This window comes from Candidatus Poriferisodalis sp. (assembly GCF_965204195.1).
Taxonomy (GTDB): domain Bacteria; phylum Actinomycetota; class Acidimicrobiia; order Acidimicrobiales; family Poriferisodalaceae; genus Poriferisodalis.
On record NZ_OZ241975.1, the window covers coordinates 2,051,781 to 2,074,570 of the forward strand.

Here is a 22,790-nt window from a genome sequence, read left to right on the forward strand (position 1 = left end):
AGTGCCGTGGTCCAGAATTCTACGCTGTCCCCGGACCCTTTACCGTGACTACAACAGTTTTACCCTGACTACAGATTCGCTGCCCCGTATCGGCAGTGTGGCGTTCCGTAGAGCAGAACAGTTCCACAATACGGCACAAAAATACCGTCAACCGACAGGTCCATGCTGCCCGCGGGCTACCGTGGAGCCGGTGCAGTCGATCTCTCGCGCGTTCGCTGTCCTGCGGGCATTGGCCGTGGGTCCGCAGGGTGTCACCGACGTTGCCGATCACGTCGGGCTGCCCAAGAGCACGGTGGCCCGGCTGCTGACATCGCTCGAAGCAGTCGACGCCGTCGTCCAGGACGACGCAGGCGGCGACTATCGGCTCGGACAGGGACTCATCGACATCATCGGAGCTGCTGGTGCAGATCGGAGTCTGCTGGCCGCGGCGCGCCCGCACCTGCACAGCCTGGTCAACCAGGTCGGCGAGACAGCCGGCGTGAGCGTTCGTGCTGATCGGACGGTGTACTACCTCGACCAGGTCGAGCCCGAATCGGAAGTACAAGTGCGCTCGTGGACCGGTGAGTACTGCCCGATGCACTTGGTGCCTTCGGGGCTCGTGTACTTGGCCCATCTCGGCACCGCGGCACTCGACGAATACATGCGCGCCGGTCTCGAGGCGACGACCGCGAACAGCATGGTCGATGCCGATGCGCTGAAGACTCGGCTGAGCCAAGTTGCCAACGCCGGATACGTCTGGGTGTACGAGGAGTTCGCCATCGGGATCAACTCGGTGGCTGCGCCGGTATTGAACGAAGAGGGGGCGGTGGTGGCGGCGCTGCATGTTCACGGGCCGGCATACCGTTTTCCCGATCCGAACAGCACCCACGACATCGGCCTTCTGCTCATCGAGGCCGCGTCAAACCTGGCAGAGCACTTGGCCGGACGAGCGCCGCTGCCGGTCTAGCTGGGCGGACGGTCGCGGCGGCGCCGGATCTCGTCGCAGATCGCGGGCACGACCTCGTGCAGGTCGGCAATGACTGCGTAGCCCGCCTTGGTGACCATGTTGGCTTCCGGGTCGATGTTGATCGCCAGAATGTTCTTCGAGCCCATGGCGCCGACCCAATGCTGGATCGCGCCCGATATGCCGCAGGCAATGTAGATCTCCGGGGCGATCCGGGTGCCCGTCTGGCCGACTTGGTCTGCGTGCGAGCGCCAGCCGTTGTTCGTGACCGCTCGCGAGCATCCGACGCGGCCGCCGAGCAGTTCCGCAAGTTCTTCGAGCGGGGCGAACCCGTCTGCTGAGCCGACGCCTCGACCGCCCGACACCACGACTGGCGCGGTGGACAGCGTGATGCCCTCGGCAAGCGTCACCCGATCGCGGACCAGGGTCTGCTGCACTTCAGGCCCTAGGTCGGGCTCGAAATCGGCAACGGTCGTATGGACGGAACCGCCTTCGCATGGCTCGGCCTCGATGGAGTGCTGCGCAATGGTCAGCAGCGGCAGGGTCGAGGTGAGAGTCACATCCTCGAGCAGCGAGCCGCCCCACTGGATGCGAGTGATGCGCCACGCATCGCCGCCTGCGGGGCCGGACGGCGCATCGGTCAGAGAGCCTGCTGGAGACACGTTCACGCAGTTGGCCACGAGCGGCAGGTCGGTGCGGGCGGCGAGCTGTACCATGGCCTCGGCACCACGATCGGTGCCCGCCGCCACGACGGCCACAGGCCCCGCAGCCTCGACGAATATCGCGAGCGCAGCGCCCCAGGCGTCGGGTCCGTAGTCGGCCAGGAACGAATGGCATCCGCAGTGCACCGCAGTGGCGCCGTAGTCGGCGCAGGTGGCAATGAGATCGGCGCCGTGCGCATCGAACAGTTCGCTGTCGCCCAGGATGACGGCATCGAGCTCCGCGTTCAGGTCCGCGGCGAGCGAGCGGGCCGCAGTCAGGGCTTCCAGGGCACCGCCGGAGGGGACACCACGGTCGTGGTCGATCAGGACGGCGACGCCGCTCACAGCACCCCCAACTCGTCCAGCAGGTCCACCACGGCGGGTGCCGCCGCGGCACTGTCACCGAGTTGCACCGTGGTGCTGGCACGCTCGGGCGGCCGGTGCAGCCGAACCCGCGACTGCCCGCCGGCGTCAGCATCGGCGGCACAGTCGAGCAACTGGATCTGGGCCTTGCGCGAGGCGAGGCGCCCTTTCATGGTCGGGTAGCGGGGCAGGTTGATGCCTTCCTTGACACCGAGCGCGCAGGGCGCCTCGAGCTCGTACACCTCGTAGCCGGCATCGGTCTCGCGGCGCGCGGTGAACCCTCGCTCATGGGGGTCGATGCCCTTGATGCCGTTCACAATCGGCCTCCCGAGTGCGTGCGCGACCCGGATACCGACCTGGAAGTTGCCCCCGTCGGCAGATTCGTTGCCGAACAGGATCAGGTCGAACTGCCCCCCGGCGGCCTCGAGTTCCCGCACAGCGGAGGTGATGGCGGCGGCGGTGCGCTGGGGATCCCAGTCGAGGCCACCGTCTGCGATCACCAGCGCGAATTCGCTGCCGCCCACGCTGGCCGCATAGCGCAGTTGCTCAGTGGACGCCTCGGGGCCCAGCGTGAGCACCGCGACCGCATGGTCGTCGCCGTCAAGCCGCTCCACGATCTGCGCGGCTTCCTCCACCGCGCATTCCTCATGCGGGCTCGTGGTGAAGCCCAAGTGGGCAGTGTCTACCTGCTGTCCGTCATCGGTGACGTTGATGCGCGAGCCGACAGCAGGCACTCGCTTCACGCACACCAAGATGCGCACCGGCGCGCCCTCAGGCCTTCATGCGGCTGTCATCGGGATCGAACAGCGCGAGGTTCGGCCCAGTGGCCGCCACCGTCACCGGGTACTGCTCATGTTGATACATGACCGACAGCTCGGTGCCCACGGCAGCAAGCTCAGGCGGCAGGTAGGCCATTGCCAAGTAGGCGCCGAGCGATGGGGCATTGCCCGCGGTGGTGATACGGCTGACCCTGCCGTGCGAGTCGACGATCCGCTCCCCCGCCGGTGTCAGCACAGGCTCGTTGCCAGCCCCCATCGGGAAGCGGTCGTAGCCCTCGGCACAGCGCAGGCTGTCGAAGCGCAGCATGGCGAGCTGGGCTGCCGGCGGCGCCTCCCGGGCTGCCAGATAGGCCTCCTTGCCGATGAAATCGGCAGCTTTCACCCGTGGTCGGGCCAGGCCCGCTTCGACCGGGTTGTAGTCGCTCTCGAGCTCGGCACCCATGAGCCGATAGCCCTTCTCGAGCCGCCCGGTGGTGCCGTACACCCCGGCACCGACCGGCCTCAGGCTGTATTCCCGCCCGGCCTGTGTAATGGCGTCCCACAGGGCCAGCCCTGCGCTCGTGGGGCAGTAGATCTCGTAGCCGGCATCGCCGACGTAGGAGATGCGGAACATCTGCACCGGGATCCCCGAGAGCAGCGCATCGCGCACCTGGCCATAGCCGAAAGCCTCCTGCGACAGATCGGTTTCGGTCAGCGTCTGCAGCAGCGCGATCGCGTTGGGACCCCACACGCCATAGGTGGCCAAGGCCTCCGTGCGGTTCTCGAAGTGCACTCCGTCGGCGGGGAGGTTGTGGCGGAACCAGTACTCGTCACGGCCGCCGTCGAATGCACCGGTAGCAATGCGGAATCGGTCCTCGGACAGGCGCACGATCGTGAGGTCCGAACGGAAGCCGCCGTCGGCGGTGAGCACCGGGGTGTAGATCGAGCGCCCAACCGGCAGGTCGCACTTGTTGACCACCATCTTCTCGATGTAGGGCACCACGCCTGGGCCCGACACCTCGAACACTTGGAACGGCGAGATGTCCACCAGCCCGCAGTGCTCGCGCAGGTGCAGGTGCTCGGCATCGGTGATGGGGCTCCACCAGCGAGCGTCCCACTCGTGGGTACGGCCCTCGACGCCGTACTGCTCGACGAGGTCGGCATTCGATTCGTACCAGTGCGGCCGCTCCCAGCCGCCGGCCTCGAAGTAGTAGGCGCCGAGGTCATCGGTGCGGGCCTTGGCGGGGCCGCAGGTCAGGTTGCGGCGCGTCGCCCACTGCTCGCGAGGGTGCACGATGCCGTAGGTCTTGTTGAAGTGCTCGTCGGCCCGGGTCTCGATGTGGATGACGTTGCGGTCCTGGGGGTAGAAGCGCGTGACGTCCGAGCCGTGGGGATCGGTCATGCGGGGATAGCCGTAGGTCATCCATTCGGCCATCAGGCGCCCCACACCAGGACCTTCCTTGACCCACACCGCCGCCACCGACCACAGGTTCTCGACCTCTGGTGTCGGGCCCAAGACCGGGGAAGCATCGGGCGTCAGCGAGAGCAGGCCGTTGATGGCGTACTTGATCTCACCGTCGCCCAGGAACTCCATCAGCTCGATGGCCTGCTCGAGCTGTTCGTCGAAGTCGTCGGGCGTGAACGGCATCTCGGTGGGGCTGAGTGCTGCTTCCTCGTTGGAAGGGATGTCCTCGACACGGTGCAGGATCGGCCGGTGGGCGTAGCTGCCCACCTCCATGGAGCCGGCCGACTGGCGCTCGTAGCAGAAGGTGTCCATGTCGCGCACGATCGGGTATGCCAGCTCCTGATTTGTCTCGACCAGCACGTCGAACGGGCCCACATCGACCATCTGGTGGACGGCGGGTGTGAGCGGGATGGTGGCTCCGGCCATCTGGGCGAGCTTGGGGCTCCATACGCCGCAGGCGATCGCCACGGTGTCGCATTCGATGCGGCCCCGATCGGTCACCACTGCGGAGATGCGGGGGCGGTTCGCTCCGGCCACGGTCTCGATGTCGAGCACTTCGGTGTTGGCGAAGGTCTGCAGGTGGCCGGCCTCGGTGGCCCGGCGGCGCATCTGCGTGCCCGTCTCCAGCGAGTCCACAGCCGAGACGCTGGGGGTGTAGAAGCCGCCCAAGATGACATCGGAGTCGATGAACGGCACCATTTCGACGACCTCGTCGACCGTGAGCAGCTTCGACTCGATGCCCCAGCACGTCGCCGAGGTCATGCGGCGGCGGAACTCTTCCATGCGCTCGGGGCTGCGTGCCACTTCGATGCCGCCGCACGTGTTCTGCAGACCCAGTGCCTCGTACTGGTGCTGGCTGTCGACCGTGAGATCGACGATTTCCTTGGAGTGATCGACGGGGAAGATGAAGTTCGATGCGTGGCCGGTGGATCCGCCCGGATTGGGCAGCGGGCCCTTGTCGAGGAGCACGATGTCGGTCCAGCCGAGATCGCTGAGATGGCCGACCAGGCAGTTGCCGACGATGCCTGCACCAATGACGACACAATCTGCCCGCGCCGGAAAGTCACTCATAACTCTCATCCCCCGCCATTGCTGGTCAACAGCATGCCGCAGCACCGCTGCCGCATATCGCTGCTATGGATCGATGCTGTTCTGTATGATGGAACAGTTCCGCTCAGCGGAACAGCAACTAGGGGAACAGTAGCCGAACGACCCGGCAATTGACGACATCGAACCAGTGGCGCAGCGAGGCCGCGAGGTTCTGGCAGGGTGTAGAGGGCTCAATTCGTGTGGGGGTGCACGGCATGGCAACGACAGGCGGATTTCCAAGTGATCTCGAGATTGCATCGGCTGCACAGATCCGGCCGCTGACTGAGATCGCGGAGGAGGCGGGCATCCCGCTGGAATACCTCGAGCTGTACGGCTCCGGCGTGGCCAAGGTCAAGCTGGAGGCCGTCGAAGCGATGGCTGACCGGCCCCGCGGGCGCTACGTGGTGGTGACGGCCATCACCCCGACGCCGCTCGGCGAGGGCAAGACGACCACCACGGTTGGGCTCGGGCAGGCGTTCGGACACATCGGGCGAACCGCCACCATCGCCATCCGACAGCCGTCGATGGGTCCCACCTTCGGCATCAAGGGCGGAGCGGCCGGCGGCGGCTACAGCCAGGTGGTGCCGATGGACCTGTTCAACCTGCATCTCACCGGCGACATGCACGCCGTCACCGCAGCGCACAATCTCTGCGCCGCCATGCTGGATGCGCACCTGTACCACGGCAATGAGGCCGGCTTCGATATTCACAACATCACTTGGCGGCGGGTGCTGGATGTCAACGACCGGGCCTTGCGGAACATCACCATCGGATTGGGCGGCCGCCTCGACGGCATCCCCCGCGAGTCGGGCTTCGACATCACCGCTGCCTCGGAGGTGATGGCGACACTTGCGCTGTGCACCTCCATGTCAGATCTGCGTGCCCGGCTCGGCCGCATCGTGCTCGGCTACACCAAAGGCGGCGAGCCGGTGACCGCCGAAGACATCGGCGCCGCCGGGTCGATGGCGGTGCTGCTGCGCGAAGCCATCAAACCCAACCTCATGCAGACCTTGGAAGGATCCCCGGCACTCGTGCACACGGGTCCCTTCGGCAACATCGCGACCGGGAATTCCTCGATCGTTGCCGACCAGATCGGTATCGGCACGTCCGACTTCCTGCTCACCGAGGCGGGGTTCGGCGCCGACATGGGCGCCGAGCGGTTCTTCAACATCAAGTGCCGGTACTCGGGTGTATCGCCCGACGCCGCAGTGATCGTGGCCACTGTACGGGGCCTCAAAGCTCACTCGGGCAAGCACCGGATCGTGGCTGGCCGCCCGTTGCCGCCGGCCCTGCTCGAGGCCAACCCCGAGGAGGTGCACGCCGGCGGCGACAACCTCCGCAAACAGCTCGAGAACGTGCGGATGCACGGTGTCTCGCCGGTGGTGGCGATCAACCAGTTCCCCGGCGATCACGAGGCCGACCTCGCCGCCATCGCCGACATCGCTGCCGAATACGGTGCCCGCTCTGCCCGCTGCACGCACTTCGCCGACGGCGGCGCTGGCGCCGCTGACCTTGCCGAAGCGGTGGCCGAAGCAGCCGAAGAGCCGACGGACTTCTCGGTGCTCTACCCAGACGACATGTCGCTGCGCGACAAGATCAGCGCCGTCGCGACCAACGTGTACGGCGCAGACGATGTGAGCTATACCGCCCGGGCAAACCGTGAGATCGACGGGTACGAGCGCAACGGTTTCGGAAACCTGCCGGTGTGCATCGCCAAGACTCACCTGTCTATCTCGTCGGATGCCTCGCTCAAGGGCGCCCCGACCGGCTGGACCCTTCCGGTGCGCGAGGTGCGGGCATCGGTGGGCGCCGGGTTCGTGTACCCGATCTGCGGAGACATGCGCACGATGCCCGGGCTCGGGCGTGACCCCGCAGCCCGCCACATCGACCTCGATGCCGACGGCGACATCGTCGGCCTGAGCTGACGGAGTTTCAATTGCTCGCTTTCTTCTCGAATCCCAAGAGCAACCGGACGCAGAGCTGGACCAGCATCTGGCGGCCGGACTCGGCCCGTCGCCGGTTGCCCAGCAGTCGCAGGCTGTCGAGCGACGACGCACAGGTGCGCCGCAGGCTGCTGGCCGACGCCCAGTGGGAGTTGATCCCGTTGCGCAATCTGGCCGAGCAGCTCGCGCACCTGCCTCCCGCTGCGCCGGTGTCCGTCACCGCGTCGGCCTCCAAGACGCTGGAGGACACGCTGGACCTGACCGCCGAACTGCGCGCGCTGGGACACCGCCCGGTTCCTCACATCGCCGCACGCATGGTGCGCAGTCGCGACCACCTCGAAGAGCTGCTGGGGCGCATCGAATCGATGGGTCTCAGCGAGATATTCCTCGTCGGCGGCGACGTCACCTCCCCTGCCGGCCCATTTGACAGTGCCGTGGGGCTGCTCGAAGCGCTGCGCGAGGTCAGCCACTCGCTCACCCATATCGGCGTCACGTCGTATCCCGAGGGACATGCGCTCATCACCGATGCTGTGCTTCACGAAGCGCTGCACGTGAAGCAGGTGCTGCTCGCCGAGGCGGGCATTGAGGGCCACGCAGCCACCCAAATGTGCTTTCATCCCAAGGCGATCCTGGAATGGCTGGCTGCCGAGCGTGACAGCGGATTCATCCTTCCCGTGCACTTGGGCATTCCCGGAGCGGTCGATCCGGCACGCTTGCTGCGGATCGGCACTCGCCTCGGAGTCGGAGCATCCCTGCGCTACCTGCGCAAAAACACCGGAGCCGTGGCCCGCCTGCTGCGCCCCGGCGGCTACGACCCGAGCGGGCCCCTCGACCAGATCGCCCCCCACGCGGAGCGGCTCGGCATAGCCGGCCTGCACGTCTTCACTTTCAACGCGATCGCCGACACGATCGCCTGGCGCGAGACGGCACTCGCCGAGACGTCGTCACGCCGCAGGTGAGCGCGAGCCAAGTGACGTTGCCGGCGGGACTGCTCGCCGCGCTCAAGATTGCGTTGCTGGCGGCTTTGGGCATTGCGCATCGCGTGTACTGGCACGGGGGCATCGACATCACGTACGTGGTCTTTGCCGTGTTCCTCTCGACCAACCTCGTGATTTGCTTCTGGGAGATCTGCCTCTTCTTTCGCCGGGACTACATCGAGTCTCGGTTTGCCTACTGGCAACAACAACGGCTGCACACCCGCAGGAGCCCAGCGCTCGCGTTCCTCACGACCAAAGTTCCGCTGCGGTCAGCGTTCTCTCCGACCGTCTGGGCCGACGTGTGGGCCGCCTATTCCGTATACGACGGCTCGTATGCCGATCGCCGCACCTACGGGTTCAACGTGGATGTAGGCAATGGCTTCGTCACGGCGATCCCCACGCTGATCCTCTACACAACGTTCACGACGGAGTTCCTGTCGCCTCTTGCAGCAGGAATCCTCGGGGTCATGTTCTTCTGGCAGTGGACGTATGCGACGTCTATCTACTTGTTGAGCTTCTTCATTGCGAAGCGTCACCGAGACATCGGCAGAGGCGAGGTGTACGGCATGATCCTGGGGTTCAACGCCCCCTGGATCGTGGTCCCGCTGCTGGGGCTGTACGTCTCCATCCGCCTAGCCGTCGACGGCAGCTACAGCGTCCTGGGAGGCTGAAGGCGAAGCTCCGCGTCGATGCTCTGGCAGCGGCGAAGCAGGCTCTTCGGAGATGCTGAAGTGCAGTGCTGCGGCCGCTACGCCGAGTGCGGCAGCCAGCCACCACCACAGGTCAAAGGAACCGGTCAGCTCGCGGATCACGCCACCGCCCCAGGCGCCCAGGAATGCACCGATCTGGTGTGACAGGAACACGAAGCCGAACAGCGTTCCGGCTCTGTGCACGCCGAATTGGCCCAGCACGATGCCAGAGGTCAATGGCACGCTGGCGAGCCACACAACTCCCACGACGACGCCGAACCCGAGGGCCACGATGGGTGTCACCGGCAACAGGACGAGACCCGCGAAGGCAAGCGCCCGGGTGCTGTACATGATGCTCAGCAGCCGGCTCTTCGCGAATCGCATGCCCAGCGCACCGGCGGCAAACGCCCCCACGATGTTGAACAGGCCGACGAGCGACCACGACATGGTGGCGACGGCGGTATCGAGGCCCGCGTCGGTGAGCGTCTTCGGCAAGTGCACACCGATGAACGTCACATGAAAGCCGCACACGAAGAACGTGCAGTTGATCAGCAGGTAGTCGCGATGGCGGGCCGCTCTTGCCAACGTCGTCAGGAGCGATTCGTCGTCTGGCCCCGCCTCAACGGCTTCGGCAGCACCTGGCCGGCTGCGCAGCGGTCGAACGAACAACCCGATGGACACCGTCACGACGGCCAGGACGGTCAGCGCACTGCGCCAGCCGAAGGCGCTGATGACAGCGCCGGTCAGCGGCACCAGCACGAAGTGCCCGAGCGAGCCGCAGGCCGTGGCCACGCCCAGGGCCATCGAGCGCCGGTGAGGGTCCACGAGCCGGCTCATCGACGAGAGCACCACCGCGAACGACGCTGCAGACATACCGAGGCCGACGATCACCCCGCCACCGAGATGCAGCCCAGCCGGCCCGTTGGCCGCACCCATCACCAGCAAGCCCACCGCATAGGCGATGGCGCCCACGAGCAGCGTCCGCGCCGCGCCGAACCGGTCGGCGATGGTGCCTGCGAGCGGCTGACCCAAGCCCCACACGAGGTTCTGCACGGCGACAGTCAGCCCCACTGTGTCGATGCCCACTCCCAGTGCTTGGTCGATGGCATCAGGGAACAGCGCCATAGTGGCCCGTACGCCCAGCGTCAGCGCAGTGATGATGCTGCCGGTGATCAGGATCGGCGCAATGGAGTTCTTGCCGGTCCCGGGGCGCACCGGATCAGGGTATGGCTGGGACCAGATGCTCGCTCAGCGGGGGTTGATCAGGCGGACCCCGTACACCGCTTCCATCTCGCCCAGCTCACCCAGCACTTTGCGTGATGGCCGGCGAGACACCCGGATGGTGGCCACCGCTGCATGGTGCTTGGGACCGGCCAGGATCTCGTTGCGCATCTGCAGCACGTTGATGCCGCTGGCACGCAAAGCCATGAGGATTCCCGCCAGCACGCCAACCTGATCACGGTGACGCACGACGATGGTGCTGCGACCCAACGGCCGCTCTGCACGGTTGACACAGTTGACCACGTCGCCCGCAGTGAAGGCCTCAAGCACCTCGACGACGCCGTCGGCAATGTCTTCGGAGGCCTGCACTGTGGACGCGCCGATGTGATGCGTGCCAGTGACCCTCGGGTGCGACGCAAGCGGCGAGTGCCAGTCCGAGTCGGCACCGGGAGGCTCCCCGCGGAACACATCGAGTCCTGCCCGCATCCCCCGCTCGTCCAGAGCGCGCAGCAATGCCCCCTCGTCCACGATCTCCCCACGAGACGTGTTGAGCAGGATCGCCCCGTCCGGCATCTTCGCCAGGAAGTCGGCATCGACGAGGCCGCACGTCTCGGGCGTGGCCGGCAGGTGCACCGAGACGATGTCGGCGCTTGCGAGCAGGCTGTCCCAGTCGGGATGGATCTCGATCTCGAGTTGCCTCATCTCAGCCAGCAGGGCCGCAGAGCGATCCGAGCGATACAGCGCCGAGAGTTCGATGCCGAATGCCGCCGCGCGATGAGCAACCTCGATGCCGATGGCGCCCATGCCCACGATCGCCATCCGGCGGCCCTTCAAACCTGTGGCGCCCATGTATTGAGACTTGTTCCAGCGGCCCTCATGCAGGTCGGACGTGGCATCGGGGATCTGCCGGTCGACCGCTAGCAGCAAGCCCATGGTCAATTCGGCGACGGCCACGGCGTTTCGGCCCGGCACATTGCAGACGTAGATGCCGAACTTGGAGGCCCCGTCACAGTCGATCGTGTCGGTGCCGGCACCGGCTCGCAGCACCATGCTGAGCCGGTCAGCGGTCTTGAACACCTTGCGGTTCACTTCGGTGCTGCGCACCACCAGCACCTCGATGCCTTCGATGTGTTCGGCCAGATCGTCCGCCGTCAGTTCGGGCTTGACGATGCACTCATGGCCTGCAGCTTCGAGCCGGCCCAAGCGTCCGGTGTCGATCTTGTCGGCAAACAGAATGCGCATCGGCGTCACCGCTAGTACAGGGCGTGAGTTCACAGCGCCGCCGAAGCGGCCGCTGAGACATATGCCCGCATGTTCAGCCAGTGTGCCAAACGCGCGACCCCGCGCGGTGCCACGCTGAGTCTCCCGCTCTTGTTCGCTGCGCTCACGGGCCGCTCGGGCTCTGGGCTCAGACGGGGGCGAGGTCGTCTTCGATGTAGGCGCGGATGATGTCGTCGTAACTCCGGTCGGGCACGAAGCCCAGGTTCAGAGCCCGTCGAGTGTCGAACCGCTCGGGCCACCCGGCCACAATCTTTCCGATGGTCGGATCTGGTGATTCGGTGATCAGAGCCATTGCATCGGGTCCAGCGACGCGAGCGAGGGCTTCGATCTGCTCGCCGACGGTCACTGACACCCCGGGCATGGTGAGGTTGCGTCGTGCTCCCACGATGGCGCCGTCGAGCTCTGCTGCATGGACCATGTACCCGACGGCGGTCCGGGGGCTGGCGTGGCTGTGGCGTACTTCCCTCGATACGGGCAGCACCGCCGGTGCTCCAGCCAGCGGCTCGCGGATGATGTCGCTGAAGAAACCTGACGCGGCAGCATTGGGCGAACCCGGGCGAACGCTGATGGTGGGCAGTCGAATGCCGATGCCATCGAAAAAGCCACGGCGGCTGTAGTCCGCGAGGAGTGCTTCGGCCACCATCTTCTGCGTGCCATAAGAAGTGAGCGGCGTCAGGTGGAAATCATCGGGGATCGGATCGGGTAAGGGCGCTCCGAACACAGCGATTGACGACGTGAACACGACTCGCGGGATCCCCTCGGCGAAACGCAGCGCATCGAACAGCGCTCGGGTGCCATCGATGTTGACGGCCACTCCCTTGTCGAAATTGGCCTCAGCCTCGCCTGATACGACTCCGGCAAGGTGGAACACGACATCGGGCACTGGCTTCAGCAAATCCTCGGCGACGCCGGGCTCACAGAGGTCGGCGACGCATGCGAAACAGATGCTGTCCTCGGTGGGTGTCTCGACGATGTCGATGAGATCCATCCGGTCAATGGGGCTCCCACGCAGCGTTCCGACATCCACCAGCCGCCTGGTCAGCTTCCGGCCGAGCATTCCCGCGGCCCCGGTGATCAGCACGTGCATCCAGCGGACCTCACTTCGGACATGTCTCAGACGCTTCTGCCGGTGCCGAACCGTGGCGTGCTACAGCAGCTGCCCGAAGTCGAGAACGAGCAGGATCACCAGCAGCACGATGATCCCGACGTTGAGCACGCTGACCGGCCATTTCCAGCGGTGATCGGAGTGCCAGTGCCGCTTGATGCTCGCGATGTTCGCCCACAGTGCAATCAGCGAAATGGGTATGCCCACCGCGGGCCCGACACCCGGCGCCAGCCCGATGAATGGCGCCACGAACGGCAGGATCACATACGCCAGCGTGCAGCGAATGGCCGAGATCAGGATGGAGAACCGCAGCGTGCGAGCGGATGCTTCTTCGAGCTCCGAAGCTGCAGCGGCGGTGTCTGTCACGGTGGTCCATTCTCGCAGCAGCGAGCTGCGATGGTGCACTGCGAAGAGCCAGCCGATCTGCCGTCGTGCGGGGGCATCGGCGAGTGCTCAGTACCATCGTCACCAATTGCTGTGAGACCACTGTGACCAAGGGGAAACCATGGCCGGCGCACTCGATGGAGTACGAGTTCTGGATCTGTCCACGCTGGTGCAGGGACCGCAAGCAGCAGCCATGCTGCACGGTCTCGGCGCCGAGGTGATCAAGATCGAACTGCCCCAGGTCGGCGACGTGGGCCGCCACGTCGACGTCCTCGAGGACTACGGCCACTCGTCGGTCTACATAGCGTGCAACCGTGGCAAGCGCTCGGTGACGCTCGACTTGCGTGTCGACGCGGGCAAGGAGGCCTTTCTGAAGCTGGTCGAGACCTCCGACGTGGTGCTCTCGAACTTCAAGCCCGGCACGCTCGACGAGTGGGGTCTGGGCTATGACGATCTCGCGGCCGTGAACCCGGGCATCATCTGGGCGGCGGGCAGCTTCTTGGGTCCCTACGGTCCGGAGGCGGATCGTGAGGGCGCCGACATCGCTGGGCAGGCCTCCGGCGGCGTCATCGCCTCGAGCGGCTTTGACGGCGGGCCGCTGTCGACCTATGGGGCGCTCGTCGCCGACCATTGCGGCGCGCAGAATCTGCAAACGGGGATTCTTGCTGCGCTGTACGCCCGCGAACGCACGGGTCGGGGGCAGCGGGTCGATGTGAGCCTCCTCGGCGGCCAGATCTGGCTGCAAGCCGTGGAGTACACCCACTTGCTGCTGACCGGTGAGGAAGCAGGCCGGTCCAATGGCGGGCATCCCTTGGTGCACGCGTTGTACGGCGTGTTCCCCACCTCCGACGGCGCCATCGCCATGGCGGGCTGTCCCGAGCATCTGTGGCCGGGCATGTGCCGGGCCATCGAACGGCCCGACCTCGAAGACCATCCGCAGTGGAATGCCTACTTCGTGCCTCGGGAGGTAGCACTGGAGCTGCGGGCGTTCTTCGCAGAGGTGTTCGCCACCCGTTCCACCGAGGAATGGTCGAAGCGGCTCGAAGCCGAAGAACAGCGCTTCTGCGCCGTGCGCAGCCATTCAGAGGTGGTGGCCAACGAGCAGCCGTACGCCAACGGCTATCTGGTCAAGGCCGACCATGACGAGTGGGGCACGCAGACCTGGGTGGGCTGCCCCATCACCATGTCGGACACGCCCACGCGGCCTGGCATCGATGTGGCCGAGCTGGGCCAGCACACCGAAGAGGCATTGCTCGAGGCCGGTGCCGAGTGGGAACAGCTCGAAGCGTGGCGCGAGGCTGGCGCCTGGTAGCTGCAGAGCCTCCCGCTGCCCCCGCAGCTAGGGCGTCTGTGCGCTGCCGGTCACACGTCCAGTTCGTTGTTGACCACAACGGGATTGCCTGCCAGCACTGTGTGACGCACGCGGCCGGTCAGCGTGCGGCCGGCCCACGGCGAGTTGAGGCTGCGCGACTGCAGGTCCGCGGCGCGCACCTTCCAGGACTCGGTGGGGTCGAACACGGTCACGTTCGCGGGGCTGCCGGCGCGGATCGGCTGGCCGTGGTCAGTAATGCCCGCGATGCGGGCGGGTGCAGTTGAGACCACTTCCACGAAGCGCTCGGGTGACATCTGACCGGTAGCGACGAATTCCGACCACACCACCGGCGCCATCGTCTCCACACCGATCATTCCTGGCGGGGCATCGGCCAGCGGCCGGTCCTTCAGCGAGGGATGGTGGGGGGCGTGGTCGGTCGCAACGGCATCCAGCGATCCGTCGACAATGCCCTGGCGAAGCGCCGCCACGTCATCGGCCAACCGCAGCGGCGGGTTCATCTTGCCCGTCGTGCCGAGCCGCTCGACGTCGTCCTCGGTGAGCACCAAGTGTTGGGGGGTGACCTCCGCAGTCACCGCCACTCCGTCTCGTTTGGCCCGGGCAACCAGATCCATGGCCGCGGCAACCGAGAGATGCAACACGTGGTAGCGACCTCCTGTCCGCCGGGCGAGCTCGATGTCCCGATGGACCACCGAGACCTCTGCTTCGGCAGGCCGCCCACGTAGTCCGAGTCGGTCGGCCACAGCGCCGGCGTTGATGACTCCCCCGGCGACCATCGCGGGGTCTTCCGCATGCTGGCTGATCACTGCGCCGGGCAGCCGCACGGTTGCCGCGAGAGCGGCTTCCATTAGTGCATCGTCAGCCACGCAGTCGCCGTCATCGGTGAACACGCGCACGCCTGCCTGATACAACGCCGCCAGATCAGCGAGCCGCTCCCCCGCTCGTCCTGCAGTGATAGCCGCCGATGTCCGGACATCGCACGGCACACCGGCGGCCACGGCGACCACCTCGTTGACCATGTCGGGAGTGTCGATCGGCGGGTTGGTGTTGGGCATGATCACGCAGGCCGTCACGCCACCCATCGCCGCACCTGCGGCGCCGGAAGCCATGTCCTCGCTGTCGGTGGCGCCTGGTGTACGGAAGTGGACTTGGATGTCGACAAATCCGGGCATGACCAACGCATCCGACGCGTCCAGCGTCCGCTGCGCCGCCGGGGCCTCCCCAACCGGCACCACCGCTGCAATGCGTCCGCTCTCGATGACCACATCGACGGGTTCAGCGGCACCAGCCGGAGCCACCAGCCGACCCCCCGAGATCACCAAGTCCACAGCCACTGCCTCACCCTAAGCAACCAGCCGCTATGGCGGGCGTTCCGCGATCAGGCAATCTGCTCCGCAAAGTGAAGCGAGACTGAGTCTCCCGGTACGGTTTGGGCATGACACTTGCCGACGTTGCCCCGCCTGCCAGCGCTCTCATCTCGGATAGCCAGCGTGCCGGCTATGAGGCGAATGGCTACCTGTGCCTGCCGGGCTTTGTCGGGCCGGAGTGGCTTGACGAGCTTCGCGCTGTGACGGCGGAGTTCATCGACACCAGCCGTGCGGAGACGTCCTCTGGCAAGATCTTCGATCTCGAACCCACGCACACGGCCGATGCGCCCCGGCTGCGGCGACTCATCTCCCCGGTCGATCAGCACCCGACCTATGCGAGGTTCACCTTCGAAGGCCCGCCGGCGCAGCTTGCCGCGGCCCTGCTCGGCGGCCCAGTCCGCTACCACCACTCCAAGCTCAACTTCAAATGGTCCGGCGGTGGCGAGGAAGTGAAGTGGCATCAGGACATCCAGTTCTGGCCTCACACCGACTTCACCCCTCTCACGATCGGCGTCTATCTCGAAGACGTCGACGCTGAGATGTCACCGATGGGGGTGCTGCCAGGCAGCCACCGGGGTCCGCTGTTCGACCAGTATGCGCCCGATGGGAGCTGGGCGGGATCGATGGCCGATGCCGATGTGGCAACCCTGGATCTGGACCAGATGGTGTACCTCGGCGGACCGGCAGGTTCGGTCACCGTCCACAACTGCTGCATGATCCACGGCTCGCTGCCCAACAACTCGCCGCGGCCCCGACCGCTGCTGCTGCAGACCTACTCGGCGGTCGACTCCTACCCGATCAGCCATATTGGCGCGAACGGCGTGCTGGGATCGAGCGGCGGCCACATCTGCGGCGGCGAGGCGTCCCAGATGCTCACGATCGGCGGCCGCCAGATGCACGGTGCGCCCGACTGGTCGCGCAAGGGCCCACCGACGATCTTCGGCTCCCAGCAGAAAGACGCCGAGGAAGCTTGAGCGGCCGTACCGGTCAAGCGAGGTAGACCTCGTGGTGAGCTCGACGTGACCGGCGAGCACCCTCACCCCATGCCCGAATTCTCCGACGCACTTGATGTCGTGGTGCGCCGGGAGATAGCTGATTGCGCCGGATTGGCGGACGCCGAGCGACTCAGCGGCGGGGCCAGCATGGAGACATACCGACTGGTGTGCCGGCGAGTGTCCGACCCTGACGCCAGCTTCGTTGTCTGCCTGCGCCGGGGGCCTGACGGCGAAGACCGCGAGGGCGACAATGTCACCGGTGTAGCGGCCGAAGCGCAGTGCATGACCGCAGCCCGCGCGGCCGGGGTTCCCGAACCCGAGGTGCTGTACGTGCTGAGGGCCGATGACGGTGTCGGCGCCGGATTTCTCATGGAGTGGTTGGACGGTGTGACGCTCGGAGCGCGTATCGCCCGCTTGCCCGAGTTGGAGAACGCCCGTTCGAAGCTGGCGTTCCAGTGCGGTCAGGAGATGGCGCGCATTCACCGTGTCGACGTGGACGCGGCGGAACTCGCCCCGGTGCTCCGCCGTTTCGATCCGGCCGATTACTTGGCCGAGACATGGGATCGTTGCAAGGAGATGCCCACGCCACAGCCGATGATCGACTACGCGGCCCGCTGGCTGGCCGAGCAGCTCTCAGGGCGCGGATCTGTCGAGTTGACCCTGGTGCACAACGACTTTCGCAACGGCAACATCATGGTGGATGCCGATGCCGGCCTGATCGCTGTGCTCGACTGGGAGACGGCACACATCGGCGATCCCATGCGCGACCTGGGCTGGATGTGCACCAACTCGTGGCGCTTCGGTCAGCGGCACCTGCCGGTCGGCGGTTTCGGTCACTACGAGGACCTGTTTGCTGGCTATGAGAGCGTGGCCGGCCACTCCGTCGATCGGAGTCGTGTGCAGTACTGGGAGGTATTCGGCTCGTTTTGGTGGGCGGTCGGCTGCTTAGGCATGGCTGATCGCTACCGGATGGGCTCCGACGCCACCGTGGAGCGGCCTGGTATCGGTCGCCGCAGCTCGGAATGCCAGCTCGACTGCGTCAACCTGATCATCCCGGGGTCGGTGGAATTCCAACCGGCCGTGCGCGAACTGGGCCTGCTTGAACCTGATTTCGGTCGGAGGCCGAGCGAGCCGTCGCCGCTCGGCGGCAGTCACACCAGTGCTCAGGCGCATGCCGCCGCCGGCGACATGCCCCGCGTGGACGAGTTGCTCGAGAGTGTGCGCGACTTCCTCCATGGCGAGGTCCGTCAAGCCACTGAGGGTCGCACGAACTTCCTGGCGCTCGTGGCGGGCAACTCCATCGACATTGCGTTGCGCGAACGCCTGATCGCGCCGCAACTGCACCGCTACGAGCTGGAACGCCTCACAGCGCTGGTCGGTGATGGCATGGCGTCGACCGGCGGCCACTCGGCAGGCGACGCGGAGGTCGCCGAGCAGGTCACGGCGCTGCGGTGGCGTCTCGTTCACGCGCTGCGCGACGGCTCCATGCCGCTCGAAACGGCTGGCCTCGCGAACTACCTGCGCACCTCCGTTGCCCACCAGGTGGCGATCGACCAACCCAAGTACTCAGCGTTCCGCCACATCGCCAGCCTGTGACGGCGGATCGCGACGCCGGCGCTCAGCGCCAGAGAGCCAGCAGCACACCGATGACGCAGTAGGAGATCAGCGGGTAGCCGGAGTTGATCGCCCAGAGCCGCAGGCTGCGGCCCTCAAAGGCATAGTTCACACCATGCGAGGTGAGCACGAAGCCCACCCCTGCCAACAAGCCGAGGCCGAGACCTTCACCAAAGCTGTTGACACCGAGACCCTGGCCCAGCAGTGCCAGCACCAGCGTGAAGATGAATGCCAGGACGATGGCCAGCGCGTAGGGGTACCACTGGCGCGGGGTGCCTTTCATGGCCTCCATGTCCTCGTCGGTCAGCCCGACTTCGGCCATCCACGGCTTGGCCAGCGTGCTGTACCACGCCGCCCCGAGCACCTGGTTGAACACGATTGCCACGATGATCGCCCACCAGTTCAGGCTTCCTAGGTCCATCGCGTCCATGTGCGTCCTCCTGAATTCCCAAACGAGCTATGACTCGGCGGTTGCCTTGATGGCCGCGAGCGTTGCGGCCATGCCCGCGCGTACGACGTCTGCCCTCGCCGCCAACTGTTCGGCACTCAGCGGCTGAAGCGTAGGCGGCAGGCTGAGGACATCCCAGATTTCAGTCAGCGATGTGCCGCCCGTGCTATTGGGCGCCATGCGGTAGGTCCAGCGCACGTAGGGGCCTTCAGGATCCTGTGGACGGGTCACCCACTCGAAGCACTCCGACGGCTGGGCCACGGTGACCGTGCAGGGCACGCTCCACTCGCGGTCACCGATTCGATTGTGCCCTTCGAACGTCGAGCCTTCTGCACCGGGTGTGTCGCTCGTCCAATCCGCCCCGGCATTCTCCGGACTCCACTCCCCCATCCGGGGTACGTCGGACACCAAGGCATAGACGGCATCGGGTGAGGCCGCGATGTCGACGCTTGCTTCGTGCTGCATTCCATGAACGGTCATGGGCGAAACCGTAGTTTCGCCAACCTACGTCGGCGCAGGCCCCGGTTATGGCCCCGAGCAGGGCACTGCGATGCAGCCCGCCGCGCCATACCATTGCGGCGACCGCGGCGGGCCGTAATGCCCTCCGCAGCCGCCGATGCCGAGAGTTACGGGAACGAGGAGCACACATGGGCGAGATTCCCCGAACCGAGGACCGTCGCAGCCCCATCCGGCGGCTCGGACGAACGGTCGAGCCGATTCACACGGTCGCCTACTACTCGCCCGAGATCTACGGCTTCAACGACGACGGGTTCAAGGGCTGGTGGCATGCGTACTTCGCGTACCGCTCGGCCCCCATGGGCAGGGTGAGCGCTGCGACCGTCACGGCGGTGTTCTACAACTTCGCCCCACGCATGGTGGAACGGGCGGTGCCGGGCTGCTGGGACATCATGGACCCTGACGCCGTCCGTGCCCGCCAGCTCGAGCTCACCACTGCGTCTATGCAACGGGCGCTTGGCGAGTATCCCGATGCCGGCGAGATCGCAGCGGCCGCGTCTGCGCTGCGCAGCTTCGCCGACGATCTGCCCATCGGCGCTCGACCGCTCTATGCAGGATGGGCATCGGAGCCGTGGCCGGGCGACAGCACGGGTGGCGGTGATGTCATGGACCTCTGGCACGGCTGCACGCTGCTGCGAGAGTTCCGTTTCGACGGCCACAACATCGCGCTCGCCGCCGGCGATCTGGATCCCGTTGAATGCCACGTGATGATGACCACCGGCGGCCATGGCAATGGCGCCACGATCCAGAAGATCCGGGGCTGGAGCGCCGACGAATGGGATGCCGCGTGTCAACGACTCATCGATCGGGGCTGGATCACTGCTGACGGTGAGCAAACACCCGAAGGAAATGCGGCACGCCGAGCCGTGGAGCACGACACGGACAGGCTGTCGTTGCCAGCGGCAGACGCACTGCCCGCAGCCGATCTTGAAGCCTTGCTGGGACGGCTCGAGCGCATCATGGGCTACCTCGTCGAAACCGGCATCGTGGCGGGCGTCTGGCCGCCTCCGCACGTCACCGTCGACGCCTGAGGATCTGTGACTGACCCCCTCGGGCCCGCCAGCTCAGCCGCCCCTACCGGCGAGTCCGCGAACGGCGGCAGTCGCGACTTCATTCGAGACCAAGTCGAGGCGGACTTGGGGTCGGAGCGTTTCGCGGGCAGGGTTCAGACCCGCTTTCCGCCGGAACCGAACGGGTATCTCCACGTTGGTCACGCCAAGGCGATCTGCTTGGATTTCACGGTGGCCTCCGAGTTCGGAGGCCGCTGCTTTCTGCGTTTTGACGACACGAACCCCGCAACCGAGAGTCCCGAGTACGTCGAGGCCATCGTCGACGACGTGAAGTGGCTGGGCTTCGAGCCCGACGAGGTTCGCTTTGCTTCGGACTATTTCGAACAGCTCTACGCATGGGCGGAATACCTGATCGAGCGAGGCCTGGCCTACGTCGACGACCAGGACGCAGAAACCATTTCAGCGGGGCGCGGGGGCTTCGGACAGCCAGGCATCGAGAGCCCCTACCGGGATCGGAGTGCCCCCGAGAACCTGCGCCTCTTCCGGGAGATGGCCGCCGGTCAGCATCCTGAAGGCAGCAGGGTGCTGCGAGCCCGTGTCGACATGCAGCACGAGAACATGCAGATGCGTGACCCGGTGATGTACCGCATCCGTCACGAGCACCACTACCGCAGCGGCGATGGCTGGTGCATCTACCCCACCTACGACTGGGCTCACGGTCAGAGCGATGCCATCGAAGGCGTCACCCATTCGCTGTGCACGCTGGAATTCCGCGACAACCGGGCGCTGTACGACTGGTACTTGGAGCACCTGCCGTTCGCTGAGTTGGGTCATGCGGGCGATCGCCCGCATCAGACCGAATTCGCCCGCTTAGAGCTGACCCACACGATCACTTCCAAGCGAATCCTTCGCCGTCTCGTGGAAGTCGGTCATGTGGACGGCTGGGATGATCCCCGGCTGCCAACGCTGCGGGCACTGCGCAGGCGCGGCTATCCGCCCTCGGCCATCCGAGATTTCTGCGGCTTCATCGGCGTGGCGCGCACCAACAGTCGGCACGCACCCGAGTTGCTCGAATCGTTCGTGCGCACCGAGCTGAACGCCACCGCGCCTCGACGGATGGCCGTACTGCGGCCGCTGAAGCTGGTGATCACCAATTGGCCGACCGACGATGACGGGAAGCCCGTGGTCGAGTACCGGGAAGCTGTCAACAATCCCGAGGATCCGTCGGCAGGAACACGGCAGGTGCCGTTCAGCGGGACATTGTGGATCGAGCAGGACGACTTCCGGCTGGAAGCGCCGCCCAAGTACTTCCGGCTGACGCTGGGACGTGAGGTGCGACTGCGCGCCGGCTACTTCGTTCGCTGTACCGACGCGGTGACCGACCCCGATGGAAACGTCACCGAAGTGCACTGCACCTATGACCCCGAGACCTCTGGCGGTCAGGCCCCAGACGGTCGCAAGGTCAAGGCCACCATCCATTGGGTCAGCGCCGCGCATGCGGTGCCCATCGAGGCGGCGCTGTACGAACGGCTCTTCCGCACCGAGCTTCCGGGCGAGCACACCGGCGATCCGCTCGACGACCTGCACCCGAACTCACGCGAACTGTGCGCCGGGGTCGCCGAGCCTGCTGTCGCCGACATCGCCCCCGGCCAGGTGGTGCAGTTTGAGCGCCTCGGTTATTTCTGTGCCGACAATCCAGGGCCGGACAGTCCCGACGCACCGTTCTTCCACCGCACCGTCGGCCTGCGTGATGAGTGGGCCAACATCCAGAAGCGCCAGCAACAGCAAGGAGTTCGACGATGAGCAAGGGCGTGGCGATTATCACCGGCGGCGGCACGGGCATCGGCCGGGCATGTGCGCTCGCACTCTCGGACGCTGGCTGGAAGACCGTTGTTTGCGGCCGCCGCCGGGAGCTGCTTGACGAGGTGGTGGATCAGTGCGCTGCTGACGCACTTGCCGTGACCTCAGATGTGTCTGATCCCTCTGACGTGGACGCCTTGTTCGCCGCCGCCGTCGAACAGTTCGGCCGTGTGGACCTGCTGTTCAACAATGCCGGCATGGGCACCCGCCCGGTGCCGGTGGACGAACTGCCGATCGACGACTGGATGGCCACGGTCGGGGTGAACCTGACCGGCTCGTGGCTGTGCGCCCGCGCGGCGTTCGCGCAGATGAAGCGCCAGCGGCCCTCCGGCGGACGGATCATCAACAACGGATCAGTGTCGGCGCAGACACCTCGGCCGCACTCGTCCCCGTACACAGCGACGAAGCATGCGATAACCGGGCTGACCAAGGCTCTTTCGCTGGAGGGGCGAGATCACGGCATCACCGTCGGCCAGATCGACATCGGCAATGCCGAGTCGCCCCTGACGGCCCCGATGGCCACGGGCGTCCCCCAAGCCGACGGCAGCATCCGTGCCGAGCCGCTGATGGACGTCGACGACGTAGCTCGTGCTGTGCTGTACATGGCAGAACTGCCCGCCGACACCAACGTGCTCACGATGACCGTCATGGCCAACAACATGCCCCTCGTCGGCCGCGGCTAACCGCGGCATATCGAACACAGCCGCGGCTCACTCCTTTTTCCTAGGCTG

20 protein-coding genes are annotated in these 22,790 nt (G+C 66.1%); 10 read left to right on the forward strand and 10 right to left on the reverse strand.

Going from position 1 to position 22,790, the window contains the following annotated elements; genetic code table 11:
• The first annotated feature begins 190 nt into the window (after positions 1-190).
• On the forward strand, positions 191-946 hold the full coding sequence (locus ACOGI8_RS09045; RefSeq protein WP_419853473.1) for an IclR family transcriptional regulator: 756 nt from the start codon (positions 191-193) through the stop codon (positions 944-946).
• Here ACOGI8_RS09045 and ACOGI8_RS09050 read toward each other — a convergent pair.
• The 3 genes from ACOGI8_RS09050 to ACOGI8_RS09060 are packed head-to-tail and all read right to left on the reverse strand — an operon-like array spanning position 943 to position 5,301.
• Entirely contained in the window at positions 943-1,989 is a 1,047-nt protein-coding gene (locus tag ACOGI8_RS09050; RefSeq protein ID WP_419853474.1) for an electron transfer flavoprotein subunit alpha/FixB family protein, read from the reverse strand. The two genes, ACOGI8_RS09045 and ACOGI8_RS09050, sit on opposite strands and share 4 nt — an antisense overlap.
• A complete protein-coding gene (locus ACOGI8_RS09055) occupies positions 1,986-2,750 on the reverse strand; it encodes an electron transfer flavoprotein subunit beta/FixA family protein (RefSeq protein ID WP_419853475.1) in 765 nt (254 codons plus the stop codon). The genes ACOGI8_RS09050 and ACOGI8_RS09055 overlap by 4 nt, the downstream gene beginning before the upstream one ends.
• 28 nt (positions 2,751-2,778) lie before the next feature.
• A complete protein-coding gene (locus tag ACOGI8_RS09060; RefSeq protein WP_419853476.1) occupies positions 2,779-5,301 on the reverse strand; it encodes an FAD-dependent oxidoreductase in 2,523 nt (840 codons plus the stop codon).
• A 233-nt stretch (positions 5,302-5,534) separates the two neighbouring features.
• Here ACOGI8_RS09060 and ACOGI8_RS09065 point away from each other — a divergent pair, with 233 nt between their 5' ends.
• The 3 genes from ACOGI8_RS09065 to ACOGI8_RS09075 all read left to right on the forward strand — a co-directional run bounded on the left by ACOGI8_RS09065 (position 5,535) and on the right by ACOGI8_RS09075 (position 8,910).
• The gene (locus ACOGI8_RS09065; protein WP_419853477.1) at positions 5,535-7,244 is read left to right on the forward strand and encodes a formate--tetrahydrofolate ligase; all 1,710 of its coding nucleotides are present in this window, start codon (positions 5,535-5,537) and stop codon (positions 7,242-7,244) included.
• A 134-nt stretch (positions 7,245-7,378) separates the two neighbouring features.
• Positions 7,379-8,221: a methylenetetrahydrofolate reductase gene (locus tag ACOGI8_RS09070; protein ID WP_419853478.1), complete on the forward strand. Its 843-nt coding sequence runs from the start codon at positions 7,379-7,381 to the stop codon at positions 8,219-8,221.
• Positions 8,218-8,910 carry a hypothetical protein gene (locus ACOGI8_RS09075; protein WP_419853479.1) on the forward strand — a complete coding sequence of 231 codons (693 nt, stop codon included), beginning with the start codon at positions 8,218-8,220 and terminating at the stop codon, positions 8,908-8,910. The genes ACOGI8_RS09070 and ACOGI8_RS09075 overlap by 4 nt, the downstream gene beginning before the upstream one ends.
• On the opposite strand, the gene ACOGI8_RS09080 is transcribed toward ACOGI8_RS09075, so the two are convergent.
• The 4 genes from ACOGI8_RS09080 to ACOGI8_RS09095 form a co-directional block, all read right to left on the reverse strand.
• On the reverse strand, positions 8,872-10,143 hold the full coding sequence (locus ACOGI8_RS09080) for an MFS transporter (protein ID WP_419853480.1): 1,272 nt from the start codon (positions 10,141-10,143) through the stop codon (positions 8,872-8,874). The two genes, ACOGI8_RS09075 and ACOGI8_RS09080, sit on opposite strands and share 39 nt — an antisense overlap.
• Before the next feature lie 33 nt (positions 10,144-10,176).
• Positions 10,177-11,391 carry an NAD(P)-dependent oxidoreductase gene (locus ACOGI8_RS09085; RefSeq protein ID WP_419853481.1) on the reverse strand — a complete coding sequence of 405 codons (1,215 nt, stop codon included), beginning with the start codon at positions 11,389-11,391 and terminating at the stop codon, positions 10,177-10,179.
• 166 nt (positions 11,392-11,557) lie between these two features.
• Complete coding sequence (denD, locus tag ACOGI8_RS09090) at positions 11,558-12,517, reverse strand: D-erythronate dehydrogenase (RefSeq protein WP_419853482.1); 960 nt, start codon at positions 12,515-12,517, stop codon at positions 11,558-11,560.
• 60 nt (positions 12,518-12,577) lie between these two features.
• Positions 12,578-12,901 (reverse strand): hypothetical protein, encoded by a 324-nt coding sequence (locus tag ACOGI8_RS09095; RefSeq protein WP_419853483.1) that lies wholly within the window; start codon positions 12,899-12,901, stop codon positions 12,578-12,580.
• Positions 12,902-13,040: 139 nt separating this feature from the next.
• On the opposite strand from ACOGI8_RS09095, the gene ACOGI8_RS09100 reads away from it, so the two are divergent.
• Positions 13,041-14,231 (forward strand): CaiB/BaiF CoA transferase family protein, encoded by a 1,191-nt coding sequence (locus ACOGI8_RS09100; protein ID WP_419853484.1) that lies wholly within the window; start codon positions 13,041-13,043, stop codon positions 14,229-14,231.
• 50 nt (positions 14,232-14,281) lie between these two features.
• Here the strand turns inward: ACOGI8_RS09100 and ACOGI8_RS09105 are convergent, their stop codons facing one another.
• The gene (locus ACOGI8_RS09105; protein WP_419853485.1) at positions 14,282-15,583 is read right to left on the reverse strand and encodes a dihydroorotase; all 1,302 of its coding nucleotides are present in this window, start codon (positions 15,581-15,583) and stop codon (positions 14,282-14,284) included.
• Between the two features lie 101 nt (positions 15,584-15,684).
• Between ACOGI8_RS09105 and ACOGI8_RS09110 the strand changes: the two genes are divergently transcribed.
• Positions 15,685-16,590, forward strand: coding sequence for a phytanoyl-CoA dioxygenase family protein (locus ACOGI8_RS09110; protein ID WP_419853486.1), 906 nt, complete (start codon positions 15,685-15,687; stop codon positions 16,588-16,590).
• 69 nt (positions 16,591-16,659) lie between these two features.
• Complete coding sequence (locus ACOGI8_RS09115; protein ID WP_419853487.1) at positions 16,660-18,207, forward strand: phosphotransferase family protein; 1,548 nt, start codon at positions 16,660-16,662, stop codon at positions 18,205-18,207.
• 22 nt (positions 18,208-18,229) lie between these two features.
• Here ACOGI8_RS09115 and ACOGI8_RS09120 read toward each other — a convergent pair whose 3' ends face one another.
• Positions 18,230-18,655, reverse strand: coding sequence for a DUF1761 domain-containing protein (locus ACOGI8_RS09120; protein WP_419853488.1), 426 nt, complete (start codon positions 18,653-18,655; stop codon positions 18,230-18,232).
• A gap of 27 nt (positions 18,656-18,682) precedes the next feature.
• Positions 18,683-19,153 (reverse strand): SRPBCC family protein, encoded by a 471-nt coding sequence (locus ACOGI8_RS09125; protein WP_419853489.1) that lies wholly within the window; start codon positions 19,151-19,153, stop codon positions 18,683-18,685.
• Between the two features lie 167 nt (positions 19,154-19,320).
• Here ACOGI8_RS09125 and ACOGI8_RS09130 point away from each other — a divergent pair, with 167 nt between their 5' ends.
• Genes ACOGI8_RS09130 through ACOGI8_RS09140 form a run of 3 tightly spaced genes read left to right on the forward strand, consistent with a single transcriptional unit; the run spans position 19,321 to position 22,742 of the window.
• Complete coding sequence (locus ACOGI8_RS09130) at positions 19,321-20,220, forward strand: SCO6745 family protein (protein ID WP_419853490.1); 900 nt, start codon at positions 19,321-19,323, stop codon at positions 20,218-20,220.
• 6 nt (positions 20,221-20,226) lie between these two features.
• Positions 20,227-22,002, forward strand: a complete 1,776-nt coding sequence (locus ACOGI8_RS09135; RefSeq protein ID WP_419853491.1) for a glutamine--tRNA ligase/YqeY domain fusion protein — start codon at positions 20,227-20,229, stop codon at positions 22,000-22,002.
• A complete protein-coding gene (locus ACOGI8_RS09140) occupies positions 21,999-22,742 on the forward strand; it encodes an SDR family oxidoreductase (protein WP_419853492.1) in 744 nt (247 codons plus the stop codon). Before ACOGI8_RS09135 ends, ACOGI8_RS09140 begins: the two co-directional genes overlap by 4 nt.
• The last annotated feature ends 48 nt before the right edge of the window (positions 22,743-22,790 follow it).